Source organism: Campylobacter porcelli (assembly GCF_002139855.1).
GTDB classification, from domain to species: domain Bacteria; phylum Campylobacterota; class Campylobacteria; order Campylobacterales; family Campylobacteraceae; genus Campylobacter; species Campylobacter porcelli.
Genome location: NZ_CP018789.1, coordinates 592,339 through 613,437 on the forward strand (window position 1 = coordinate 592,339; position 21,099 = coordinate 613,437).

21 protein-coding genes and 1 pseudogene are annotated in these 21,099 nt (G+C 32.7%); 14 read left to right on the forward strand and 8 right to left on the reverse strand.

Features of this window, described 5'->3' with window-relative positions; translation table 11 throughout:
• The first annotated feature begins 6 nt into the window (after nucleotides 1–6).
• From CSUIS_RS03015 to msrB, 6 genes and pseudogenes are all read left to right on the forward strand, one after another.
• Entirely contained in the window at nucleotides 7–396 is a 390-nt protein-coding gene (locus CSUIS_RS03015; protein ID WP_086297049.1) for a hypothetical protein, read from the forward strand.
• Nucleotides 396–557 (forward strand): hypothetical protein, encoded by a 162-nt coding sequence (locus CSUIS_RS08480; RefSeq protein WP_192940210.1) that lies wholly within the window; start codon nucleotides 396–398, stop codon nucleotides 555–557. The genes CSUIS_RS03015 and CSUIS_RS08480 overlap by 1 nt, the downstream gene beginning before the upstream one ends.
• Nucleotides 554–892: a hypothetical protein gene (locus CSUIS_RS03020; RefSeq protein WP_086297050.1), complete on the forward strand. Its 339-nt coding sequence runs from the start codon at nucleotides 554–556 to the stop codon at nucleotides 890–892. Before CSUIS_RS08480 ends, CSUIS_RS03020 begins: the two co-directional genes overlap by 4 nt.
• A gap of 125 nt (nucleotides 893–1,017) precedes the next feature.
• The gene (locus tag CSUIS_RS03025) at nucleotides 1,018–1,242 is read left to right on the forward strand and encodes a FeoA family protein (protein ID WP_086297051.1); all 225 of its coding nucleotides are present in this window, start codon (nucleotides 1,018–1,020) and stop codon (nucleotides 1,240–1,242) included.
• Nucleotides 1,243–3,347, forward strand: a pseudogene (gene feoB, locus CSUIS_RS03030) (ferrous iron transport protein B). It begins immediately after the preceding gene.
• A 145-nt stretch (nucleotides 3,348–3,492) separates the two neighbouring features.
• Nucleotides 3,493–4,461 (forward strand): peptide-methionine (R)-S-oxide reductase MsrB, encoded by a 969-nt coding sequence (gene msrB / locus CSUIS_RS03035; protein ID WP_086298557.1) that lies wholly within the window; start codon nucleotides 3,493–3,495, stop codon nucleotides 4,459–4,461.
• A gap of 67 nt (nucleotides 4,462–4,528) precedes the next feature.
• Here the strand turns inward: msrB and CSUIS_RS03040 are convergent, their stop codons facing one another.
• From CSUIS_RS03040 to CSUIS_RS03050, 3 genes are all read right to left on the reverse strand, one after another.
• On the reverse strand, nucleotides 4,529–4,981 hold the full coding sequence (locus CSUIS_RS03040) for a hypothetical protein (protein WP_086297053.1): 453 nt from the start codon (nucleotides 4,979–4,981) through the stop codon (nucleotides 4,529–4,531).
• 93 nt (nucleotides 4,982–5,074) lie between these two features.
• The gene (gene dmeF, locus CSUIS_RS03045; protein ID WP_086236923.1) at nucleotides 5,075–5,980 is read right to left on the reverse strand and encodes a CDF family Co(II)/Ni(II) efflux transporter DmeF; all 906 of its coding nucleotides are present in this window, start codon (nucleotides 5,978–5,980) and stop codon (nucleotides 5,075–5,077) included.
• Nucleotides 5,977–6,861 (reverse strand): D-amino acid aminotransferase, encoded by an 885-nt coding sequence (locus CSUIS_RS03050; RefSeq protein ID WP_086297054.1) that lies wholly within the window; start codon nucleotides 6,859–6,861, stop codon nucleotides 5,977–5,979. The genes dmeF and CSUIS_RS03050 overlap by 4 nt, the downstream gene beginning before the upstream one ends.
• A gap of 91 nt (nucleotides 6,862–6,952) precedes the next feature.
• Here CSUIS_RS03050 and CSUIS_RS03055 point away from each other — a divergent pair, with 91 nt between their 5' ends.
• Nucleotides 6,953–7,465 carry a hypothetical protein gene (locus CSUIS_RS03055; protein WP_086236921.1) on the forward strand — a complete coding sequence of 171 codons (513 nt, stop codon included), beginning with the start codon at nucleotides 6,953–6,955 and terminating at the stop codon, nucleotides 7,463–7,465.
• Here CSUIS_RS03055 and CSUIS_RS03060 read toward each other — a convergent pair.
• From CSUIS_RS03060 to rsmH, 3 genes are read right to left on the reverse strand one after another with little or no spacing between them, the layout of a single operon-like run.
• On the reverse strand, nucleotides 7,451–9,403 hold the full coding sequence (locus tag CSUIS_RS03060) for an FUSC family protein (RefSeq protein WP_086297055.1): 1,953 nt from the start codon (nucleotides 9,401–9,403) through the stop codon (nucleotides 7,451–7,453). The two genes, CSUIS_RS03055 and CSUIS_RS03060, sit on opposite strands and share 15 nt — an antisense overlap.
• Nucleotides 9,403–9,684, reverse strand: a complete 282-nt coding sequence (locus CSUIS_RS03065) for a hypothetical protein (protein WP_086297056.1) — start codon at nucleotides 9,682–9,684, stop codon at nucleotides 9,403–9,405. Before CSUIS_RS03065 ends, CSUIS_RS03060 begins: the two co-directional genes overlap by 1 nt.
• On the reverse strand, nucleotides 9,681–10,604 hold the full coding sequence (gene rsmH / locus CSUIS_RS03070) for a 16S rRNA (cytosine(1402)-N(4))-methyltransferase RsmH (protein ID WP_086297057.1): 924 nt from the start codon (nucleotides 10,602–10,604) through the stop codon (nucleotides 9,681–9,683). Before rsmH ends, CSUIS_RS03065 begins: the two co-directional genes overlap by 4 nt.
• A gap of 111 nt (nucleotides 10,605–10,715) precedes the next feature.
• Here rsmH and CSUIS_RS03075 point away from each other — a divergent pair, with 111 nt between their 5' ends.
• The 5 genes from CSUIS_RS03075 (at nucleotide 10,716) to gltS (ending at nucleotide 16,793) form a co-directional block, all read left to right on the forward strand.
• A complete protein-coding gene (locus CSUIS_RS03075; protein ID WP_086236954.1) occupies nucleotides 10,716–11,294 on the forward strand; it encodes a class II aldolase and adducin N-terminal domain-containing protein in 579 nt (192 codons plus the stop codon).
• 110 nt (nucleotides 11,295–11,404) lie between these two features.
• Nucleotides 11,405–12,877 carry a peptidylprolyl isomerase gene (locus tag CSUIS_RS03080; protein WP_086297058.1) on the forward strand — a complete coding sequence of 491 codons (1,473 nt, stop codon included), beginning with the start codon at nucleotides 11,405–11,407 and terminating at the stop codon, nucleotides 12,875–12,877.
• A gap of 2 nt (nucleotides 12,878–12,879) precedes the next feature.
• On the forward strand, nucleotides 12,880–14,307 hold the full coding sequence (gene ftsA / locus CSUIS_RS03085) for a cell division protein FtsA (protein ID WP_086297059.1): 1,428 nt from the start codon (nucleotides 12,880–12,882) through the stop codon (nucleotides 14,305–14,307).
• A gap of 15 nt (nucleotides 14,308–14,322) precedes the next feature.
• The gene (gene ftsZ, locus CSUIS_RS03090) at nucleotides 14,323–15,474 is read left to right on the forward strand and encodes a cell division protein FtsZ (protein WP_086236915.1); all 1,152 of its coding nucleotides are present in this window, start codon (nucleotides 14,323–14,325) and stop codon (nucleotides 15,472–15,474) included.
• Between the two features lie 116 nt (nucleotides 15,475–15,590).
• Nucleotides 15,591–16,793 (forward strand): sodium/glutamate symporter, encoded by a 1,203-nt coding sequence (gltS, locus tag CSUIS_RS03095; protein ID WP_086293609.1) that lies wholly within the window; start codon nucleotides 15,591–15,593, stop codon nucleotides 16,791–16,793.
• Here gltS and CSUIS_RS03100 read toward each other — a convergent pair.
• The gene (locus tag CSUIS_RS03100) at nucleotides 16,790–18,691 is read right to left on the reverse strand and encodes a bifunctional C40 family peptidase/M15 family metallopeptidase (protein WP_086297060.1); all 1,902 of its coding nucleotides are present in this window, start codon (nucleotides 18,689–18,691) and stop codon (nucleotides 16,790–16,792) included. The two genes, gltS and CSUIS_RS03100, sit on opposite strands and share 4 nt — an antisense overlap.
• 51 nt (nucleotides 18,692–18,742) lie before the next feature.
• Between CSUIS_RS03100 and CSUIS_RS03105 the strand changes: the two genes are divergently transcribed.
• On the forward strand, nucleotides 18,743–20,053 hold the full coding sequence (locus tag CSUIS_RS03105; RefSeq protein WP_086297061.1) for an ATP-dependent DNA helicase: 1,311 nt from the start codon (nucleotides 18,743–18,745) through the stop codon (nucleotides 20,051–20,053).
• A complete protein-coding gene (locus CSUIS_RS03110; RefSeq protein WP_086297062.1) occupies nucleotides 20,050–20,529 on the forward strand; it encodes a hypothetical protein in 480 nt (159 codons plus the stop codon). The genes CSUIS_RS03105 and CSUIS_RS03110 overlap by 4 nt, the downstream gene beginning before the upstream one ends.
• Here CSUIS_RS03110 and lolA read toward each other — a convergent pair.
• Nucleotides 20,526–21,041: a LolA-like outer membrane lipoprotein chaperone gene (gene lolA / locus CSUIS_RS03115; protein WP_086297063.1), complete on the reverse strand. Its 516-nt coding sequence runs from the start codon at nucleotides 21,039–21,041 to the stop codon at nucleotides 20,526–20,528. The two genes, CSUIS_RS03110 and lolA, sit on opposite strands and share 4 nt — an antisense overlap.
• Nucleotides 21,042–21,099: the final 58 nt, after the last annotated feature.

Consider the following 21,099-nt stretch of genomic DNA (forward strand, 5'->3'; position numbering starts at 1 on the left):
GAAAAAATGCTGAATTTAGACACAAATAAGCTAATTAGCGATTATAAACAAATAGAAGCGTCAATCGTTAGTGAAAACTCAATATTTGCTAAGGTTATTAAATATCTTGATGATAGCTTTAATGATAAAACCCTAGCCCCAAAAGATAAGATAACAATCCAATCAAATCTGATGAGTGCGATGGCTATTAATCTAACAGCAAAAGCATTAGAAACGGCTTTAAACTGGCAACAAATCAATACCCAACTAGAACTATCAAAGCAAGAATTAGAGCTAAAAAAAGAACAAACCAATAGCCAAAAACTACTCTCAAATGCTGAAATTGAGTTTAACAAAGCAAGAACGGAGCTTGTAAAAGCTCAAACTTCTACCGAAAAGCAAAAAACGCCGCCGTAATGAGAGAAATAGCTAGTTACGACGACCAACTACGCACAAAAGAAGCTGAGATAATCACAAATGCGGTATTTGGCTATGCTAGTGGTGGGGTAGCAGTCCCAAAAGACTTATCAGAAAGAATGATAACTACAATCGATAAAATCACACCAAATAACCAATGAACCCAAATACATTTTTAAGCGGTTGGAAACCAGCTGGAAAGCCATATGTAGAGCAAAAAAAGGATTTGCTCCTAGCTAGAAATAAAGCATTAAATAAGATGGTGGAGCTTTTACATAAGCAGTTAATTAGAAAAGGTAGGGTAAAAAATAGAAGTGGTATTTTTTACCACCCAACCTTAAGAGCTAATGTATATTACACAAGAGTTTATGATATAAAGTCTCAGTCAGTAGCACCATACTCATATGATAGGTGGCTTGATTTAGGGCTTAATCAGTATTTTGTGGGGCAAAGTCCATATCACTGGTATAATGGCGACCCAGGCGATGGGATATAAATTTAGATTTTGATATATTATTTTTCATATTATTATAATTATTTATAAAATAATAATCAATTTTAATAATAATTTAAATTTTATTTAATTATAATTGATAATAGATTTCATTATTGGAGAGTTATATGACTTTGGATCTATTAGAAAATGGTCAAATGGCTAAAATTCTAAATTTTAATGTAGCTGAGAAGTTGCTTGAGAGATTTTTTAGTCTGGGGCTATCAAAATTTAAAACTATAAAAAAGATAGAGAGCTCACTTGGTAGCTCTACTATTTTAATAGAGTGTAATAGAAACTTTTTAATGCTAAGATATGATGAGGCAAAAAGCATTGAAGTAGATAGAATTTAGATGAGAAAGATTATTAAAATTGCACTTGTTGGTCAGCCAAATGTAGGCAAAACTTTACTTATAAATTCACTAAGCGGGTCGCATTTAAAAGTTGGAAATTTCCCTGGTGTTACGGTGGAAAAATCAGAGGCAAAATTTAATTATAAAAATTATGAGATTAAAATTATTGATCTTCCTGGGACATACTCGATAAATGATTATTCGTTAGAAGAGAGAATTACTAAAGAATTTATAGATAGAGATGATTATGATATTATTGTAAATGTTGTAGATTCTGCTAATTTAGAGCGAAATTTAATTCTTACAACTCAGATTATGGAGAGAAATAAGAAGATGTTTTAGCTCTAAATATGAGCGATGAAGCATTAAAAGAGGGGATAAATATCGATACAAAGGTGCTTCAAAATCTCCTTGGTATCCCTTGCATATCAGTATCTGCTAGTTTAAAATCAAATTTAAATGAATTAATGGATCGTATAATAGATATTCACAACTTGCCATATACTCCAAATAAGAGGATTTTTAGCGATGTGATTGAAGATGAGATATGGGCTATTTGCGACTTTTTAAAAGCTAAAAATGATATTAATATAGATGAGTTAAATTATAGAGATGTTGCTATTGCTTTGTTAAAGCAAGATAATAAAATTTATAAAATTTTACATGATAAGCCAATTTGGATAGAGCTTTCAAAGGTTATTGAAAATTCTCACAACAACTTATATATTTACTACAAAACCAAATCCATAAATGAGATATTTATGCAAGAGTGCAGTGATTTTGTAAGCGGTGTGATTGCTAAGAGTGTGGCGTTTCATAGTGTTAAAGAGCTTAATTATACCAAAATGCTTGATAAAATCTTGATCAATAAATACATTGGAATTCCTATATTTTTGTTTTTTATGTGGTTGATATTTCAGCTGACTTTTACCCTTGGAGCTGTGCCTATGGACTATATAGAGGCTGGGTATGTGGCGTTGGGTGATATGATAAAACAGAGTGTAAGCAGTGAGCTTATATCATCTTTATTAGCTGATGGGATTATCGGTGGCGTTGGTGCTGTGTTGTTATTTTTGCCTAATATAATTATTCTATTTTTTGGAATTGCACTTTTAGAGACTACTGGATATATGGCTAGGGTGTCATTTTTGCTAGATGGATTTTTTCATAAATTTGGTCTGCATGGCAAGAGCTTTATCCCTTTAGTAACCGGCTTTGGCTGTTCTGTTCCAGCCTTTATGGCTACTAGGACTTTAAAAAATGAAAAAGATCGCCTTCTTACGCTTTTTATCATAAATTTTATGAGTTGTGGTGCTAGATTGCCAGTGTATGTGCTATTTATAGGTGCTTTTGCTCCTGAAAATCAAGCTGGTAATTGGCTATTTGGAATTTATATTTTTGGGGCTATTTTAGGTCTTATCGCAGCGAAAATATTGCGTTTAACCGCATTTAAAGGTCCAGATGAGCCATTTGTCATGGAGATGCCAAAATATAGAATGCCAAATTGGAATCTTATATGGTTTATGGTCTATAATAAGGCTAAAATGTATATTAAAAAGGCTGGGACTTTCATTTTAGCAGTAGCTATACTTATATGGTTTGCAAGTAGCTTTCCATTTCAAAGCCAGGTTAAAGATAGCTATAAGCAAAAGATAGAGCTAGCCGCAAATGATAATGAGAAGGAGAGATTATATTACGAATTAGAAAATATCTTAATAGAAAATAGCTATCTAGGCAAGGCGGGGAAATTTATTGAGCCGATTTTTGCTCCTTTGGGATTTGATTGGAGATTGAGCGTTTGTATAGTTAGTGGTTTAGCAGCTAAAGAGGTTGCTATATCTACAATGGGTGTTTTATACTCATTAGGTAGTCAAGTCGATGAAACAACTCAAGGATTAACCCAAAAGATACAAGAGTTAATACCATTAGAAGTGGCAGTAGCGTTTATTTTATTTATTATGCTTTATAATCCATGTTTGGCTGCTACGATTGTCTTTGGCAAGGAAGCTGGTGGGTATAAGTATATCTTTTATCTATTTATATTTACAACATTTGTCGCTTATATTATCTCATTTATTGGGTTAAATATCATAAAGCTATTTTGATGGCTTTGTGATATTTTTGGTTTTAACTCTTTAATAAAATATTTAGATTTTATTTTTTTAGCTTTGATAGAATTGCCAAAATCCAATTTAAGGTTGTATAGTGATAAGGTATATATTTACAGCAATTCTTGCCATTACTACGCTAATGGCTAATCCAAAAGGTGGTGATATGTCAAATTTAAAAGAGATATATTTAGGTGGTGGGTGCTTTTGGGGTACTCAAGGGTATTTTGATCGTATCAAAGGCGTTAAATACACTCAAGTTGGTTATGCAAATGGAAAAAGCCAGGAAACTAGCTATTATGAGATAAGCAAAACTGATCACGCTGAGGTTGTAAGAGTGCGATTTGATCCAAATGTAGTGGATTTAAATGAGATTTTAGAGCACTATTTTCGCATTATAGATCCATTTTCTATCAATAAGCAAGGTAATGATATAGGAAGGCAGTATCGCACCGGAATTTACTATAGCGATGAGAGTTTAAAGCCTATTGTAACTGAATTTATAAGGGCTAAACAAGCTAAATTTGATAAGAAAATAGCCGTTGAAATAGAGCCTTTGAAAAATTATGTAGAGGCTGAAGAGTATCATCAAAAATATTTAGAGAAAAATCCAAATGGCTACTGCCATATAGATTTAAATTTAGCCAATAAACCTCTATATGATGAGAGTAAATTTAAACTTCCTACCAAAGAGGAGCTAAAAAAGAATTTGAGTGATTTAGAGTATAGAGTAACGCAAGAAAAGGCCACCGAACGCCCATATAGCAGCAAATATGATAAATTTGATGAGCGTGGTATATATGTGGATATAGTAAGCAAAAAGCCACTTTTTAGCTCTAGTGATAAGTATGATGCTGGATGTGGGTGGCCTAGCTTTACTAAGCCTATAACCACTGATGCGACTGGCTATAATCGTGATCTAAGCCATGGTATGGATAGGATAGAGGTAACTTCTAGGCTAAGTGGGAGTCATTTGGGGCATGTTTTTGATGATGGTCCAAGCGATAAAGGTGGATTGAGATATTGTATAAATGGCGCTTCTTTGGAATTTATCCCTTATGATGAGATGGATAAAAGAGGCTACTCTGAATATAAAATTTATGTTAAATAATTAAAATTTTATGGGAGACACAGAACTCCCATTTTATTTTAAATTTATTAAATTAGCTATAAAATATTTAACTCTCTAATACGCGCGATATTTTCCCAATTAGTGTGAATATATATAAAGTAGCTCCAGTAGCTTGTGCATAGTGTAGCAAATAAGGGGTAAAATCTCTGCTCTTTTTAAGATTAATAAGATATATAACACAGCAAATAATAAGTACAAAAATATTTAAAATTAGATTAAGAGCATACCAAACCACAAAGCTAAAAGTGCTAAACACTAGGCTTGGCGAGATGCTTTTCTTAAAGCCATATCGCAAAATAGCCAAAGTTATAATCCATATAGGCAAAACAATGATAGGCATTACAATGCTAATTAATAATAATCCCTCAAATCCACCACTAAGTATAAAAATAAAGCTTAAAATAGTAGCGATGAAACCCCATACTCTAAGGGTTAAATTTTCGCAAAACTTACATATTAAATATACACAAACAAGAGCTATTATTCCTACTATTTCCATCTTCTATCCTTTAATATGATGATATTTTACAATAACCTATTTATTTTCATCACTCTATAGTCATTTTGAAAGCCATATTGGCTAAATTTCAAGCTATTTTGGATATATCTCTACTAATATATGAACTAGCTCTTTGTGCTTTGATAACTCTTTTTTGATAGATTCTATATCTAATGGCTCATCTGAGCTTAAAGAGATTATACAAGCGTATTTATCCTTTGCTACTTTTATAAGATGTAGATCCTTGATGATTAGATCACTTCTAAATAGGCGTAAAATATCGATAACTTCACCAACTATTGGCTCATTCATATTTGCATCAAGTAGTATTTTACCTGATTGCCTTAGCAACCCTATAGCCCACACTAAAATTAAAATAGCTCCCACTATCCCCATAAGCGGATCAAGAAAATCAGCCCCAAATAAAAGCCCAAAACTTAAAGCTATTATAGCTAAAATAGAAGTAAGCGCATCAGCTATGACATGCATATAAGCAGCCTTTAAATTTAGATCATCGTGGTGGTGATCGTGATTATGATGATCGTGGCTAGACCTTAATAGCCAAGCACAGATTAAATTCACCACAAGCCCTATAATAGCGATGAAAATAGCCTCTTTATATGCTATAGTTTGCGGGTTTATAAATTTTAAAATAGAGTGATAAATCATCAAAAACGCAACCACCAAAAGAGATAACGCACTAGTATAACTAGCTAGAATTTCTATCTTATATGTGCCAAAATTAAATCTACCATCGCTTTTATATCTATTTGATATAATGTAGGCAAAATATGCTAGTCCCAGTGCTAAAGCGTGAGAACTCATATGCCAACCATCAGCCAAAAGTGCCATTGAGCCAAAATATATCCCGCCTATAATCTCAGCTACCATCATAATTATTGTGAATATTATCGCATATAGTGTATTTTTCTTAGCAATATCATTTGAAGAGTGAAAGCCATGGTCGTAGGCGTATCGCATTTGTGTGTGATTTATCATTTTATCTCCTTAATTTTATTAGCTTCAGTTATTAAACTATTTTTATAAAGCTCTCTAAGCTTAAGCGAGTATTGTCCGATTTTACCGCCATTTATGGCTTTGCCATCTGCTTTTATAACTGGCAAGAGTATTATTGTCGCAGCACTTATGAAGCACTCATCTGCGTTATATACTTCACTCATGCTAAATTTACGCTCTTGGACTTTTAGACCAATTTGTGTGGCTAAGCTTAAGAGTTTATTACGCCTAATTCCTGGTAAAATCTCATTAGATAGGGGTTTGGTTATCAAAGTGTGATCTTTTATGATAAAAGCACTACTACTTCCAGCTTCAGTTACATAGCCATTTTCTACCATAAAGCACTCATCAGCCCCAGCTATCGCAGCTTGATTTTTAGCGTAGCATTGACCTAGTAAGGAGATGGACTTTATATCGCGTCTTTTCCATCTTATATCTTCAGTGGAGATTATGCTAATACCGCTTTTGGATTTTGGATTTTCAAGGACGCTATCAGCAAAGGCAAAAGCCATTATAGTTGGCTCAATCCCTTTTACAAAGATAAAATCTCTTGGGGCAATCCCACGGGTAATTTGTATATATAATCCACCTTCTTTAAGTGAATTTATCTTTATTAGTTTGTTTAAGATTGTTTCAAATTCGCCCTTAGAGTATGGTAAATTTAGGCTAATTTCGCTCAAACTCCTTTGAAATCTATCCCAAAACCCATCTCTTTCTATCATGGTTGAATTTACCACTGGTACTACCTCATAAATCCCATCGCCAAAGATAAATCCACGATCAAATATGCTTATTTTAGCTCTATCTTTATCGATAAATTCGCCATTTAAAAAGACTTTTTGCATGGAGATCATTGCTGCCATTTTGATTCCTTTTTTAAATTTAAGTTATTTTATCAGCTTTTGACTAATTTTTAGATATAATAGCCCATTTAAATTATCAAAAAGTATGACAATGGTAGAGAAAATTAAACAATTTATATTTAAAAATTTATTTGTAGTATCTAAGCAACCGGTGCTTTTTCGTGATCTTTTAGAGGCAAATTGCTTATATAATGAAGGAATGCTAATCGATCCATCTAAGCTGAATTTTCGCTATCGTAATCGTAGATTTTACGCTATTTATGCCTTGCTTTGCCTTATTGTTTTAACGCTTTTTGTCTGGATACTTCACATATTATTTAGCAAATTTGAAGCAGATTTGCATGTTTCGGTTATTATTACTGTGATTTTAACTGCGTGCGTGTTTATTGGATTTGACTATTTTAGGGTTTGGACTAGAAGATTAATTAGCTTAGAGCTGATTCGTGCTGCGTGGAAGGTGCATTTCCCATATTTTCCATATGAGAAATACTCCCAAAAAATTGAGATAATTTATAATGAGGCTATAAAGCATGAGATTTCACGCAAAGATTTAGAAAAATATGTCTTAGATAGATTAGTTCATACCATATCATCTGATAAGTAGGTCGCTATAGGCTATTATCCTATCTTGTCTTTTTGCTATCTCTAGCAGTAAAAATCTTATTTTTTTATCTTGACTTAGAATTCTGCTTTCCATATTATCATAAAAATAGTATGGAAGTTTATCTACTCTTTTTTCTATCATCTCAAATCTAGTTGATATGATATTTATATCTGAGATCAAGGCGTCTTTGGCTCCGTTTGGCTTTGAAGGGTGGTTAAGCCATTGAGTATAGACTTTTAGATTGCTAAGAAGTGAGCTTATATCATATAAATTTCTATAAATTTCTAGATATCTCTTTAGCTCTTTACTTCTATCGCTTTGCGTGATTGTGTTGTGATACCAAGTTAAGCTATTTAATATCTCATTTTGTTCTATTGTAAATCTACCTTCAATTACGCTATTGCTAAGCTTTTTAAATTTAGGCAACAGCTCGATATATGTATTGCTAAGTTTAATCTCATTAGTATGGCGAAATAGCATAAATGCCACGCCAAATGAGACTATAAATCCTATTAAAATATCAATAATTCTTATATACACCATCTCCATAGAGTTGCCTAAAATAAGCGAGTATGCCATGGCAAACGCACCCATAAATGCCCCCATTGCATATATAGGTGGAAAATTTTTAAGATAAAAAGCTAGGAAAATTGATATTACGCAAAGTATGGCAAATATACTATTATTGCTTATTAAATTTATTAAAATAGAAGTTAGAGCAATTCCTATTATAGCACCTTTGATATTGGCAATACCTGTGATTTTAGTCATATATGAGCTATCCTTACTCATACTAATCACGCCAATAGCTATCCAAACCCCATTATGAACATCTATAAAACTAGCAATAATTATAGCTATACTAACGCCGATGGCTAAACGCAAGGAGTATTGGATAGTTGGATTGTGTAAGGTTGTATCTTTTATTATCTCTTTTATGCTTTTTTGCTTTTTATACTCTAGCGTGATTTTATCCTCTCCACCATCTTTTATTAGATGAAATTTAGAGTATAAAACCTCTAAAGAAGCAGTAAAAATAGTATGATCGCTCTGCCTTGCTATATTTAATGCGTCATCTTTTATGGTGCTATTTTTATCTATAAATATATTTTTTAACTCAATTAAATTTCTTATAATCTCACTATTTATTAAATTTAGTAAATCTGGATTTTTAATCGTTTTAAAATATCTTTGCATTGAAATAAGTAGATTATATATATCCTCTAATTTATATAGATAAAATATCGCCCTAGAGTGGTGTATGATGAGTCGCTCATCTTTTATCGTTGAGCTTTTATTGGCAAATAGATTTTTAATATCATTAATATGCTCATTACACTGTTTGGATAAATTTAAAAACTCCTTATCGTTATTTATATTTTGACTGATTTGAACTAGCTCATCAAGTATCATCATACAAGATCGTTTAGTAAATTTACCATATGTTCCAAAGCGAGTAAGCCTAAAGGTCGCAGCTATAATGCTACTTGCTACAAAGCCACCTAAAGAGTCTTGTAGATTCCAACCTGGTTGATTAGAAGCAATAATGCTAAGAAGCCCAGTGGCATTAACGATGGATAGAATTTTATTTAAATTTTGATTAAAAAGATTGCTAAATCCTACAAATATCATCCAAATTAGCGTAAAAAAGCAAAATATAATATGAAATTTAAAAAGAGCATTAACAAACAAAACCGAGCAAATCCCAAGGATAATATATATTACAAAGTAGCTAATCTTTATCTTTATATTGCCTTCAAGCGATGAGAGAAAAAATATACTCATAGATGAGCTTGCTGCATATACCATACCAAAAAAACCGCCAATATAATATCCTATAAATCCGCATATTAGTATAGATATGGTGGCTTTGATAGAGTAGCTTAGAGCAAACCAAGCTGGGTCATAGTATTTAAAAAATTTGGCAATTTTATCCATTAATCGCTCATATTATCAATTATTTGATTTTTATATCTTATATATTCTAAGTCTCTTTTTAGTAGTTTATTTTCTTCTTTTAGCACATTTAATTTGCTTTTTAGCTCTGCTATACTCTTGCTTGTATAGTAAATTTCATTGCTAAAATATACCTTTGGCAAGGCTAAGGCTAGAATGATGAGTAAAGCTGCATAAGCGATGATTAGAGTTTTAAAATTCAGATTATTCTCTTTTTTTGTTCTTTGGATATTTTTTTGTAGTAAATTCTCTTTATCTCTCATCTTTGCCTCTTAATTTTAAAGATTCTCATTTTAGAACAGCTAGATCGTGGATTATCGCTAATCTCTTTATCAGTTGGAGTTATAGGCTTTTTGGTTATTATTTTGCCAATTGCGTGATTATTGCCACATTCACAACGCATAGCTTGTATAGGGCAGATACAGCTTGATTGCCACTTTTTAAATGTATCTTTAATAATCCTATCTTCAAGAGAATGAAAGCTAATAATTGCTAGTTTGGTCTCATCTATTTTGGAGTTTTGAATGGAATTTAATAGCTCTTTTAACACATCTAACTCTTTATTTACCTCAATTCTTATAGCTTGAAAGACCAAAGTAGCTACGCTTATAGATCGGTTTTTTAAATTTGAGCTTCCAACTATTCGGCTTAGCTCTTTGCATGAGATTATCTCTTTATTCTCCCTAGCTTTTATAATTTTTTGAGCTATTATTTTGGCATTTGGCAGCTCACCATACTCACAAAACACTCTTTGTAGCTCATCTTGAGTATAGTTATTTACTATGGTTTTAGCACTAATTGGATTAGAGCTATCCATTCTCATATCCAAAACATCGCTTTTAAGCCCAAAACCACGCTCATTAAGGTCCAGTTGAAGCGAGCTAACGCCAATATCAGCTAAAATTCCTTTAATATTCTCTTGTGGAATTTTTTTAATAATTTGGCTAAAGTTGCTTTTGTAAATCTCAATCCTATCTTTATAATCTTTAAATTTATCTTGACAATATTTGATCGCCATATCATCTTGATCGCAAGCGATTATTTTGATATTTGGTATAGAATCTAATAGTGCTTTTGAATGCCCACCATATCCCAAAGTACAATCCAATATCACACCATCGCCAATATTTTTAAAAGTATCAACAACCTCGCTAAGCAAAACAGGAGTATGAATAGAGTTCAAAATAAGCCCTTAATTGAAATTTTTAATAAAAATTTTATCATAAATTTGATGAATAGAGTCTTATATTTTGGTATAATGTGGGTAATTTTATGGGATAGTTCAGGAATAATTATGAATGTAGAGTATTCAATAAATGAGATTAAGAAGATCTCATCTTCTATGTTTAAAAAGAATTTTTTAGGCATTTTTCATGGTTCTATATCAGCTAGAATAGAGCATAATCAATTTGTAATAAATAGAAAAGATGCGATTTTTGATGGTCTTAGCGATGAAGAGCTAACCATTTTATACTCTAAGAAAGATTATAGATGGAATGATGCTAGTATCGATGCGGATATCCACTTAAATATTTATAAAAATATAGCTGAAGCTAAGTATATCTGCTATGCAATACCGCCATTTCTAACCGCTTATAGCATTAATCACTCATTTTTTGAGCCTAAAGATTATTTTGGTTATATGAAATTTGGAAATATATTTATATATGACCCAAAACGCTTTGATGATTGGTATGAGCGTGCACCATCTGAAATTTGCCGCCACATGATAGAAAAGCATACAAATGTAGTTGTTATTAAGGGTTATGGGCTATATATATACGAACGAACGGCTCATGACTTAGCTAAATCCATAGCTTTGCTTGAAAATAGCTGTAAATTGCTAAATTTATCAAATGGATTTATAAATTGATTTTAGATAAAGATAAAATTTGATTTTAAGGTCTATTTTAAGGTAATTTAAAAGCAATTATTGATAAAATAACACCGTTTAATTGTCTGGTGTATAAAAAGGGTAGTTTGATGATAACTTGGATGCAAAAGCATAAAAAATATTTAGTTGTTACTATTTGGGTTAGTACAATAGCCTTTGTGGGTGCTGGATTTGTAGGTTGGGGTGCTTATGATATGAATACCAATCGTGCAAAATCCGTAGCAAAAGTTGGCAATAGAAATATATCAATTAGCCAATTTCAACAAAAATATAGCACAATGTATGAATTTTATCTAAATGCTTCAAATGGTAAATTTACTCAAGAACAAGCCGAGCAAATGAGGCTTGATAAGGTGGTGTTAAAAAGATTAATCCAAGATAATGTAATGTTAAATTACGCCGATGAGCTAGGACTAGATGTATCTCAAGAGGAGATAATCCTTGCTTTAATGGTAGATCCAAGCTTTATGAGCGATGGTAAATTTGATAAAGCTAAATATGAAAGCGTGTTAAAACAAGCTAGAATTTCACCAAAGGATTATGAGCAAAATTTAGCTAGCAATTTACTGCTTGATAAGCTATTTAATGCCTTAAAAATAGACACAAACTCAAAAGATCTTGATATGTTAGCGGCTAGTTATTTTATGAAAGATAGGGTATCTACGCAGATTATAAATTTAAATAGATCAGATATTAAAGTAGATGAAAGTGAGCTAAAATCAATCTGGGAAAGTAATAAAGATAAATATCTTACTCAAACAAAATATAATCTAAAAGGCAAATTTATACCAAAAATTATAAGCGATGAGAATTTGACCGCTTTGCAAGAGTATTATGATGAAAATAAAGCCCAATATAGAGATGGATTTGATAAAATTTTGAGCTTTGAAGTGGCTAAAGAGCGTGTAAAAGATGACTATGATATGAGACAAACAAGGAAATTAGCTCTAAGCCAATACCTAAAGGCAAAAAAGGGTGAATTGGAGTTTGAGTTTGATCTAATTGCTTTAGAAGATGATTATGAATTTGACGCACAAGAGTTGAAAAATCTACAAATTGGCGACTATATAAAGCCAGTTAAATATAGAATGAACTATCAAGATGGATATTTAATATCAAAATTAGAGTCTAAAGATATTCCAAAGCCTATGAGTTATGAAGAGGCTAGAGAGTTTATAATAGGTGAGTATATAGATAATAAACTTAAAAATAATTTAGAAAATATGGCTAAAGGTGCTTTAGAAAATTTCAATGGTAGAGATATTGGCTTTATAGCTAGAGATAGCAAGGTGGAGATTGCTGAGTTAAATGAGAGCGAAGTGTCTGAATTTATAAATTTAATCTTTGATAGCAAGAGTAAAGATGGGTATGTGATTTTAGGCAATAAAGCTGTAGTTTATAAAATCACAGATCAAAAATTAGCTAGTGCTAGTGATGTATCTAATTACGAAAATCTACTTAGAAATAGTGCGATTAGTATCAAAAATGAGCAATTAATAGAGGATTTACTATCATCGCTTCAACATAGATATAAGATAGAACAATATTATAAAGGTCAATAGTCGTGGGAATTAAAATATTAGGTATTGATATTGGCTCTACTCAAATTTGTGCTATGATGGTAGAGCACGACCCAAGGTCAAATAATTCAGTAAAAATTATTGGTATGGGGACGATCAAATCTCAAGGATTAAAAAAGGGCTCAATTACAAATATTGAGTTAGCATCAAATTCTATAAAATCAGTAGTAAGCGATGTAGTAAGGGTAGCTGGAACTAAATTTGATAAGGTTATTGTATCTATTTCTGGTAAAGATGCTAAAAATATAGATTGTAAAGATGTGATAAATATCCCTGAAAAAGAGGTAACAATCAAGCAAATTGAGCGTGCTATTAGCTCAGCTGAATATAAGGTTAAAATTCCTCACGATTATGAGATTTTACATACTTTGCCTTATAACTTTAAAGTTGATGAGCAAGATAATATTGAAGATCCACTAGGTATGAATGGCACTAGATTAGAAGTGCAAGCTCACATTATAGCTGTGCAAAAATCAGCCATTACAAATTTAAGAAAAGCTATAGAAAAGGCTGGTTTAAAGGCTGATAATATCGTATTATCTGGATATGCTTCGGCTATCTCTACTCTAAACGAAGATGAAAAGTCATTAGGAACTGTCTTAATAGATCTTGGCGGTTCAAGTTGTGATATGGTTATTCACTCTGGAAATTCAATTAGATTTAACGATTTCTTACCAGTTGGTAGCTTAAATATAACCACAGATATTTCTACCGTGTTACATACCCCTCCAGCTGTAGCTGAAGAGGTTAAGATAAAATATGGAACTTTAAAAGCTAAAAGTAATGAGCTTATAGTCTTGCCAGATTTAGGCGATGAAAACTCAAGTCGTGAAGTGGATATAAGCGTTATAATAAATGTTATATATATGCGTGTTGAAGAGGCTTTAATGATCCTAGCTACTATGTTAAGCAAGAGTGGATATAAAGACTACGCTTCAGCTGGGATAGTCTTAACTGGTGGTATGGCAAAGCTTGAAGGGCTTAAGGAGTTAGCTACTGCTATTTTTGATAATATGCCTGTTAGAATTGCTAAACCAAGGGAATTTGAAAGCTCAATTGATGTTTTCAAAGACCCATCAAATTCATGTGCAATTGGTCTTTGCTTGTATGGTGCTGGGTATTTTACGCCATATGAGATAGATTCAGAAAGAAAGCTTAGATATAAAGATGAGATAGTCTTAAAGCCAAATCCTTTTGTATCTATTAAAGAGTTTGATGACAATATGGAGAAGTCTGGCTTAAGCGCAAATTCTAATTCATATGATGAGCTTAAATCTGAGCCTAAAACCAAAGTGGAGCTAGATTTGAAGATCGATGATATTAGCGATAAAGGTGATTTAAAGTCAAATAGTGATTTAGATAGGGTAAATCCTATTTCTAAATTTGTTAATTATTTAAAAAATTTATTTTAGTCAAGGGGGCTTGTAATGAGTGGTTTTACTGTAGAAGAGAAGACAAATATTTATGGTGCTAAGATAAAAGTTGTTGGCGTAGGCGGCGGCGGTGGTAATATGATTAATCATATCATCAGAGAGGGTATAAATAATGAAGATGGTATGAAAACTGTAGATTTGATAGTTGCCAATACAGACGCACAAGCACTTGATAGCTCAACTGCTCCAAATAAAATTCAACTAGGCGAGAAAAAGACTAGGGGGCTTGGTGCTGGTATGCAACCAAGCGTTGGTAAAGAGGCAGCTATTGAGAGTTATGAAGAGATTAAAACTACTTTAGAGTATTCTGATATTGTGTTTATAGCCTCTGGATTTGGCGGCGGTACTGGTACTGGTGCGGCTCCAGTAGTGGCTCAAGCTGCTAAAGAGATTGGAGCATTAACCATAGCCGTAGTAACCACTCCATTTAAATTTGAAGGTAGTAAGAGAATGCGTCTTGCTATTGAGGGTATCAATGAGTTAAAAAAAGAGTGTGATAGCGTCGTAGTTGTTCCAAATGAAAAATTAAGCAATATTGTAGATAGAAAAGCTGGTATAAAAGATAGCTTTAAGCTTGTTGATAGCATTTTAGCGCGTGCGGTAAATGGTATGAGCTCTATAGTTCTTAGCCATGGCGATAGCGATATTAACCTTGACTTTGCTGATGTTAAGACTGCTATGAGTCATAGGGGGCTATCACTTATGGGTGTTGGAGAAGCTCAAGGTGATGGTGCGGCTCAAGAGGCCTTAAAATCAGCTATGCAATCTCCACTTTTAGATGATATGGATATTAAGGGAGCGATGGGTGCTATAGTTCATTTTACTATACATCCAGATTGTCCGATGAGTGATATGACTGAAGCTATGGAGATTATAGAGTCAGCTGCTGATCCTGATGCGGATATATTTTGGGGTACTAAATGCGATTTGAGTATGCCAATTGACAAGGTTTTAGTAACACTAGTTGCTACTGGTTTTTCTGATAATAATGTATCTAAACTTCAACCAAGCAAGGAGGTTACTCCAGCAAAATCTGAAGAGCCAAAAGAGAGTATATTTAGTCGTCGTAGGGTATCAGGCTTGGATATAAACATTAATAGCGATGATTTAGATATTCCAACTATTAATCGCCATCAATTAGATTAATTAGTAGTTTTATAGGTGGTTAAGCTAAATTTAACCACCAAAATTCTGATAAATACTTCATTTATTTAACTAAACTAAATATAATAATAAACAAAATTAATTTTTAAGGTGCTTAAATGGAAATTACACTTAATTTTTACTCCACTCTTTGTGCGATGGTTTTTGTGCTATTACTAGGTACTTTTATCATCAAAAAGATTAAATTTTTAAGAGATTACAATATTCCTGAGCCAGTTGTAGGTGGAATTATTGTAGCTGTGGCTATATTTATTGCAAATAGATATGCTGGATTGAGCTTTAATTTTGATGGTTCGCTTAAGGATCCATTAATGCTTGCATTTTATGCTAGTATTGGTTTGAGTGCTGATTTTGCCTCATTAAGAAAAGGCGGAAAAGTCCTTTTTGGTTTTTTATTTATTGTTACTGGCTTATTGATTTTACAAAATTTAGCCGGTGTTGGCGTGGCTTTGGCAATGGGAGAAAATCCTATTATTGGCTTACTTACAGGCTCAATAACTATGAGTGGCGGTCATGGCACTGGTGCAGCGTGGGCAGCTGAGTTTATCAAAGAGCCTTATAGTTATGCTCCAGCTATGGAAGTAGCGATGGCAGCAGCTACATTTGGTTTGATAGCTGGTGGAATTATCGGTGGTCCTGTAGCTAGATATTTAGTTGTTAAAAATAATCTAATAGGTCATACTTCAAAAGAGAAGATAGACCCAACTCTATTTGAAAAGCCTGAAAAAAGTAGATTAATAACATCTAGTTCGTTTATTGAGTCTTTGGCGTTGATTGCTATATGTTTATTGGTTGGAACTGAGCTTAAAAAGATTGTTACTTTCGTAACTATGCCTACATTTGTATGGTGTCTATTAACAGGTGCGATTCTTAGAAATATTCTATCAGCTACTAAAATTCACACAGTATTTGATCGCGAGATGTCTGTAATTGGCAATGTTAGCCTATCTCTATTTTTAGCATTTGCTTTAATGACTATTAATATCTCTCAGCTTATCTCTCTTGCACTTCCTATGCTAACAATCCTTGTGGTACAAATTGTGCTTATGGTTTTATATGTGATATTTGTTACATATAGATTTTGCGGGAAGAATTATGACGCAGCCGTGCTATCAGCTGGTCATTGTGGATTTGGTCTTGGTGCGACGCCTACAGCACTTGTAAATATGCAAACAGTAACAAAGCATTATGGTCCAAGCCATATGGCATTTATCGTTATTCCATTAGTTGGAGCATTTTTCATAGATATTATAAATGCTTTTGTAATCTCAGCGATGGTGGGTTTGCCTATTTTTAATTAACCCCATATAAGGGCGGCAAATTCGGGGCGATACTCAAAATGCATTGTATCAAAATGCTCCCATCTGCCGCCCCAGATAAATCCATTTTTCTCAAAAATCTCAACTATTTTATATGGAATTTTGTTTTGGTAGCCATCTTTGTGCCATAGCCAGTAGTGGCTATTTGCTACATTTATGTCTATAGCAATCCCCCAGCTATGAGCCGATAGCCTGTTGGTTTGAGCTATATTTCTATATTTAAATGTCCCACCAATATCTTTAAGATATATAATCAAATTTGGCTCATTTTGCACCAAAATATCAAGCTCATCGCTGACTTTTTGTAAAGCCTTAGCAGCTCCATTGATGGAGTTGAATTTAATTTTTTGATTTAGGCTGTTTTTTAGCCAAGTTACTTCAACTAAGTTTTTCTCTACAGCCTCTTTATTCTGACCATAAATTTCGTTAAAAAATCGCTCATTTCTTATCCTTCCAGCATCTATTAGCTTAGAGTTTAAAGGGGCTAAAAGGGGATATTTTAAAGCAAACATATCTTTGATACTTGGGTTATTTAAAATATCACCCTCATCATATGGCATAGATGAGTTATTGGCAAAGATTATATTATTATTTTGAAATTTAATATCATAGCTATTTTGTAGGGCTAATTTTGGATTTGGGGCTAGGATATTCATCGATTCTACAAGGCTGAGTAAAAGAGCTTTTATATCATCTCTATCTTTGCCAATCTCAATATCAGTTATAGCTGTGCGACCTATGATGGCTCTAGCGTTATTTTTAGTTTTTAGTCCCCAAGAAGCGTGAGTAACGCTGATTTTACCATCTACAACGCCAGTATATAGCATAATATGCCCACGCATATATAAAAGCGTAGCATAAGGCACTCCAAATTCAACTATCTTAGATTTTTTCTCTTCATCAGATAAGCCTTTTAAATCTATGATTTGTGCGATTTGGGATTGGGGTTTGGAGTTGCGTGGTAGCCAAATTCCAAAACTAGCAAAGTAGTCTTTTGTAAATGCAGAGCAATCACGAAGTCCATCTATCCCGCCCCAGCCATAGTTCATTCCTAGCATCTCATTTAATATCAGTTTAGCATTTTTGGAGTTTAGCTCCAATTTATCAGTGGCTATATCTTGGCTTATTTTATATCCTTGTGGTGTGATGAAATTGCCATTTTCAACTCTTTTATATGGCACCAAACCGCCAATTCTTGAGTAGAATTTAAACTCCCCAACCTTATCTTTTATCGCAACTCCATCTTTTATAAATATAGCGAATTTGGATTTTCTAAACTCATCAGCCTCTTTTTTGTTTAAAATTTTTATATCGCTACTTAAGACAAAGCCAGTAAATGAGTCGCTTTGGATAAAGGCCCACGCCCCATCAAGGCTAAAGTGCGATACAAGCACCGGATGGAAAGCTTCTAAATTTGAATCTTGTAAATAATCAAATGGATATCCCTCACCTGGTCTGCTATCTAAAAATAGCCTATCTTTAGTCGCAAAGCTTCTAACGGCGGTATCTCTAAGGATAATTGCTGGTTTTAAAATCGTTTTATAAGCGGCGAAATTTGCGTTTTGTCTATTCTTATCAAACCAAGCTTGATTGCGTAAAATGTGGCTCTCGCCATAATATTTTTGCTTCTCAAAAGTGTAAGTATTAAACGCCCACATAGCGCTATTTATATCAATATCAAAGCCATTATCCCAAACGCTAAAATATTTATCTATTAGCTCATTATTGTTTGAGCTAACGCTTAGAGTGGTATCTGGTAAGATATTTGCATTTTGAGTAAAATTTAGATCAAGTGCCAAATTTAGCTCATTAAGCGTATAGCTCTGTTTAGAACACCCTAAAAATATGAAAAATAGTAAAAATAGTAGTAAATTTCTCATTTTTATCCTTAATTTTTTAGGTATAATTATAGCAAAAATAGGATAATTGTTTTGTTAAATTACATTATAGAGCTTCTTGAAAATAGCAATATCTTTCTTACTGGCGGTGGTGGAGTTGGCAAGAGCTACACGACTAAAGAGATTATGCGAATTTATAGATCTAATGGCAAAAATATCATAGCTCTTGGTAGCACTGGAATTAGCGCAGTAGGGATTGGTGGAGTAAGCATTCATAGCTTTTTTAAATTTGGGCTTTGTGGGAATTATTCTGAATTAATGGCTCTTGATAATAAGCAAAAAGGACGGCTAAAAGAGCTATTTGATATTATCAAAAATATTGATCTTTTGATAATTGATGAGATTTCGATGGTAAGTGCTGATCTGATGGAGATGATATCCTTGCGTCTGATACAGGGTGAATTTAAAGGGCGGCTTATGGTTGTAGGGGATTTTTATCAGCTTCCACCTGTTAAACGCCAAAAAGATGATATGGCATTAATAAAATTTAACTATGCTTTTGAATCTACTGCTTGGTATAATTTTAAATTTAAAAATGTTGAATTAGTGGTATCTAAAAGAACTTCTGATATGCGATTTTACTCTATGCTCTCACGAATTAGGCTTGGCATTATAGATGATGAAATTTATCAAAGCTTAAAATCTAAAATAACAGATATAATCCCAAGCGATAGTATAGTTTTATTTGGTAATAACGCTCAAGCTGATATGCTAAATATCAACAAGCTATCTCAAATTCCAAATCCGCTCATATCCATAAAGGCTAGTAGTAAGATATATGATGAGAATTTGCATATTAGTGCTTATGATAAGTGGGTAGATAGCTTAAATGTCTTAAGTGATTTGCAGATTAAAAAAGATGCTAGGGTTATGTTTTTGACTAATAAATGGGGTGAGTATTATAATGGCGAACAAGGCATAATCAAAGATATAAATATAGCTGATAATGGCAATGTAATTAGCATAAATGTGCTAAAAGATAGCGGCGAAATCGCTGAAGTGGAGCCATTTACATACTCTTTATTTGAGTATGAAAAAGATGGAGATAGTATAAATGAGAGATTAAGAGCGGAATTTACTCAATTTCCATTAAAACTAGCTTACGCCATTACCATACATAAATCTCAAGGAATGAGTATCGAGCGTTTGGTTTGTAATTTAAATAATATTTTTGCTAATGGTCAGCTATATGTAGCACTCTCAAGGGCGATTAGCTGGAGTGATTTGAGTATAGTTTATACTAAAAGTATGGATTTTTACTCATATTTAAAAAGCGTTGTAAATGTGGATAAGAGCGTGAGTGAATTTTATTCAAAAGAGAAATTTATAAGGGAAGATATATGAAAAAGGCTATTTTATTAGTGATGATTTTGTGTAGTTTTGGTTTTGGTGATATTGTGAGCGTGGAGGGGTTTGAGAGTGATTTATACTCCAAATATGATGCGAATAATCTTAAGAAAATATCTATGGATTTAGAGATTATAACTAGAGATGATGATGTGCCCACAGCTCCTATTTACGATGCTTTAAATATCATTGTGGGGAGCTTTTATGCTGAGGATATTATGACTTCAAAAGGCAAAGAGGGCTTTAAAACCACTTTAATAAAATATATAGATAAAAAGCACTCAATTGCCATTGAAGAGATATATATAATCAAGCTTAAATTTGTAGAAGAGACAAATATCCAAAAGATACTTGATGCTATAAAATCTATCAATAAAAATACCCCAAATAGCAGTGAGCCAAATTCAGTTTTACCAAATTTACCAAAGATTGAAAATCTAATCCAAGATAGTAATTTTGATAAGAATTTTTAATTGCTAATTATATCGTAATTAGCTGGTATTTTAGGAGTTAATAGCCCTTTATCAATTGGCTTATTTTTGATTATTTGAGTAAATTCAATGGTGATTTGATTGCCTAGTTTATCTTCATAGCTAATTAGCTTTGGGGAGTTATTTTGCATTGTGATATTGTAGATTATATCATCATATTGGGCTTGAAATTTATCATCTGTGAGCTTTTTTGCGTTTTTTAGAATTTGGGTTATATCTGGTGAGTTTTTTAGGCTTGTGATTATAGCTTGTTCTAATTCTGGCTCAATTATAGTAACTCTATTTTCTCTAAAATATATTAGCTTTGTAGTTGGGGTTTGGTATTGCCAAAATGCCCCAAACTTGCTATCTATAACCACCAAGCCACTATAATTTATTGTTTGATTTTGGCTTTTTATGGTTTGGGTAAATTTAGCATCAATGCTATCAAATTCAAGTTCGTTATAGCCAAATAGATTTAAAGATAATATAAAAATTACTATGATTTTTCTCATATTTTACCTTAAATTTAGTGATTTGTAATGGCAAATTGTAGCAAAACTTAGCAAATAA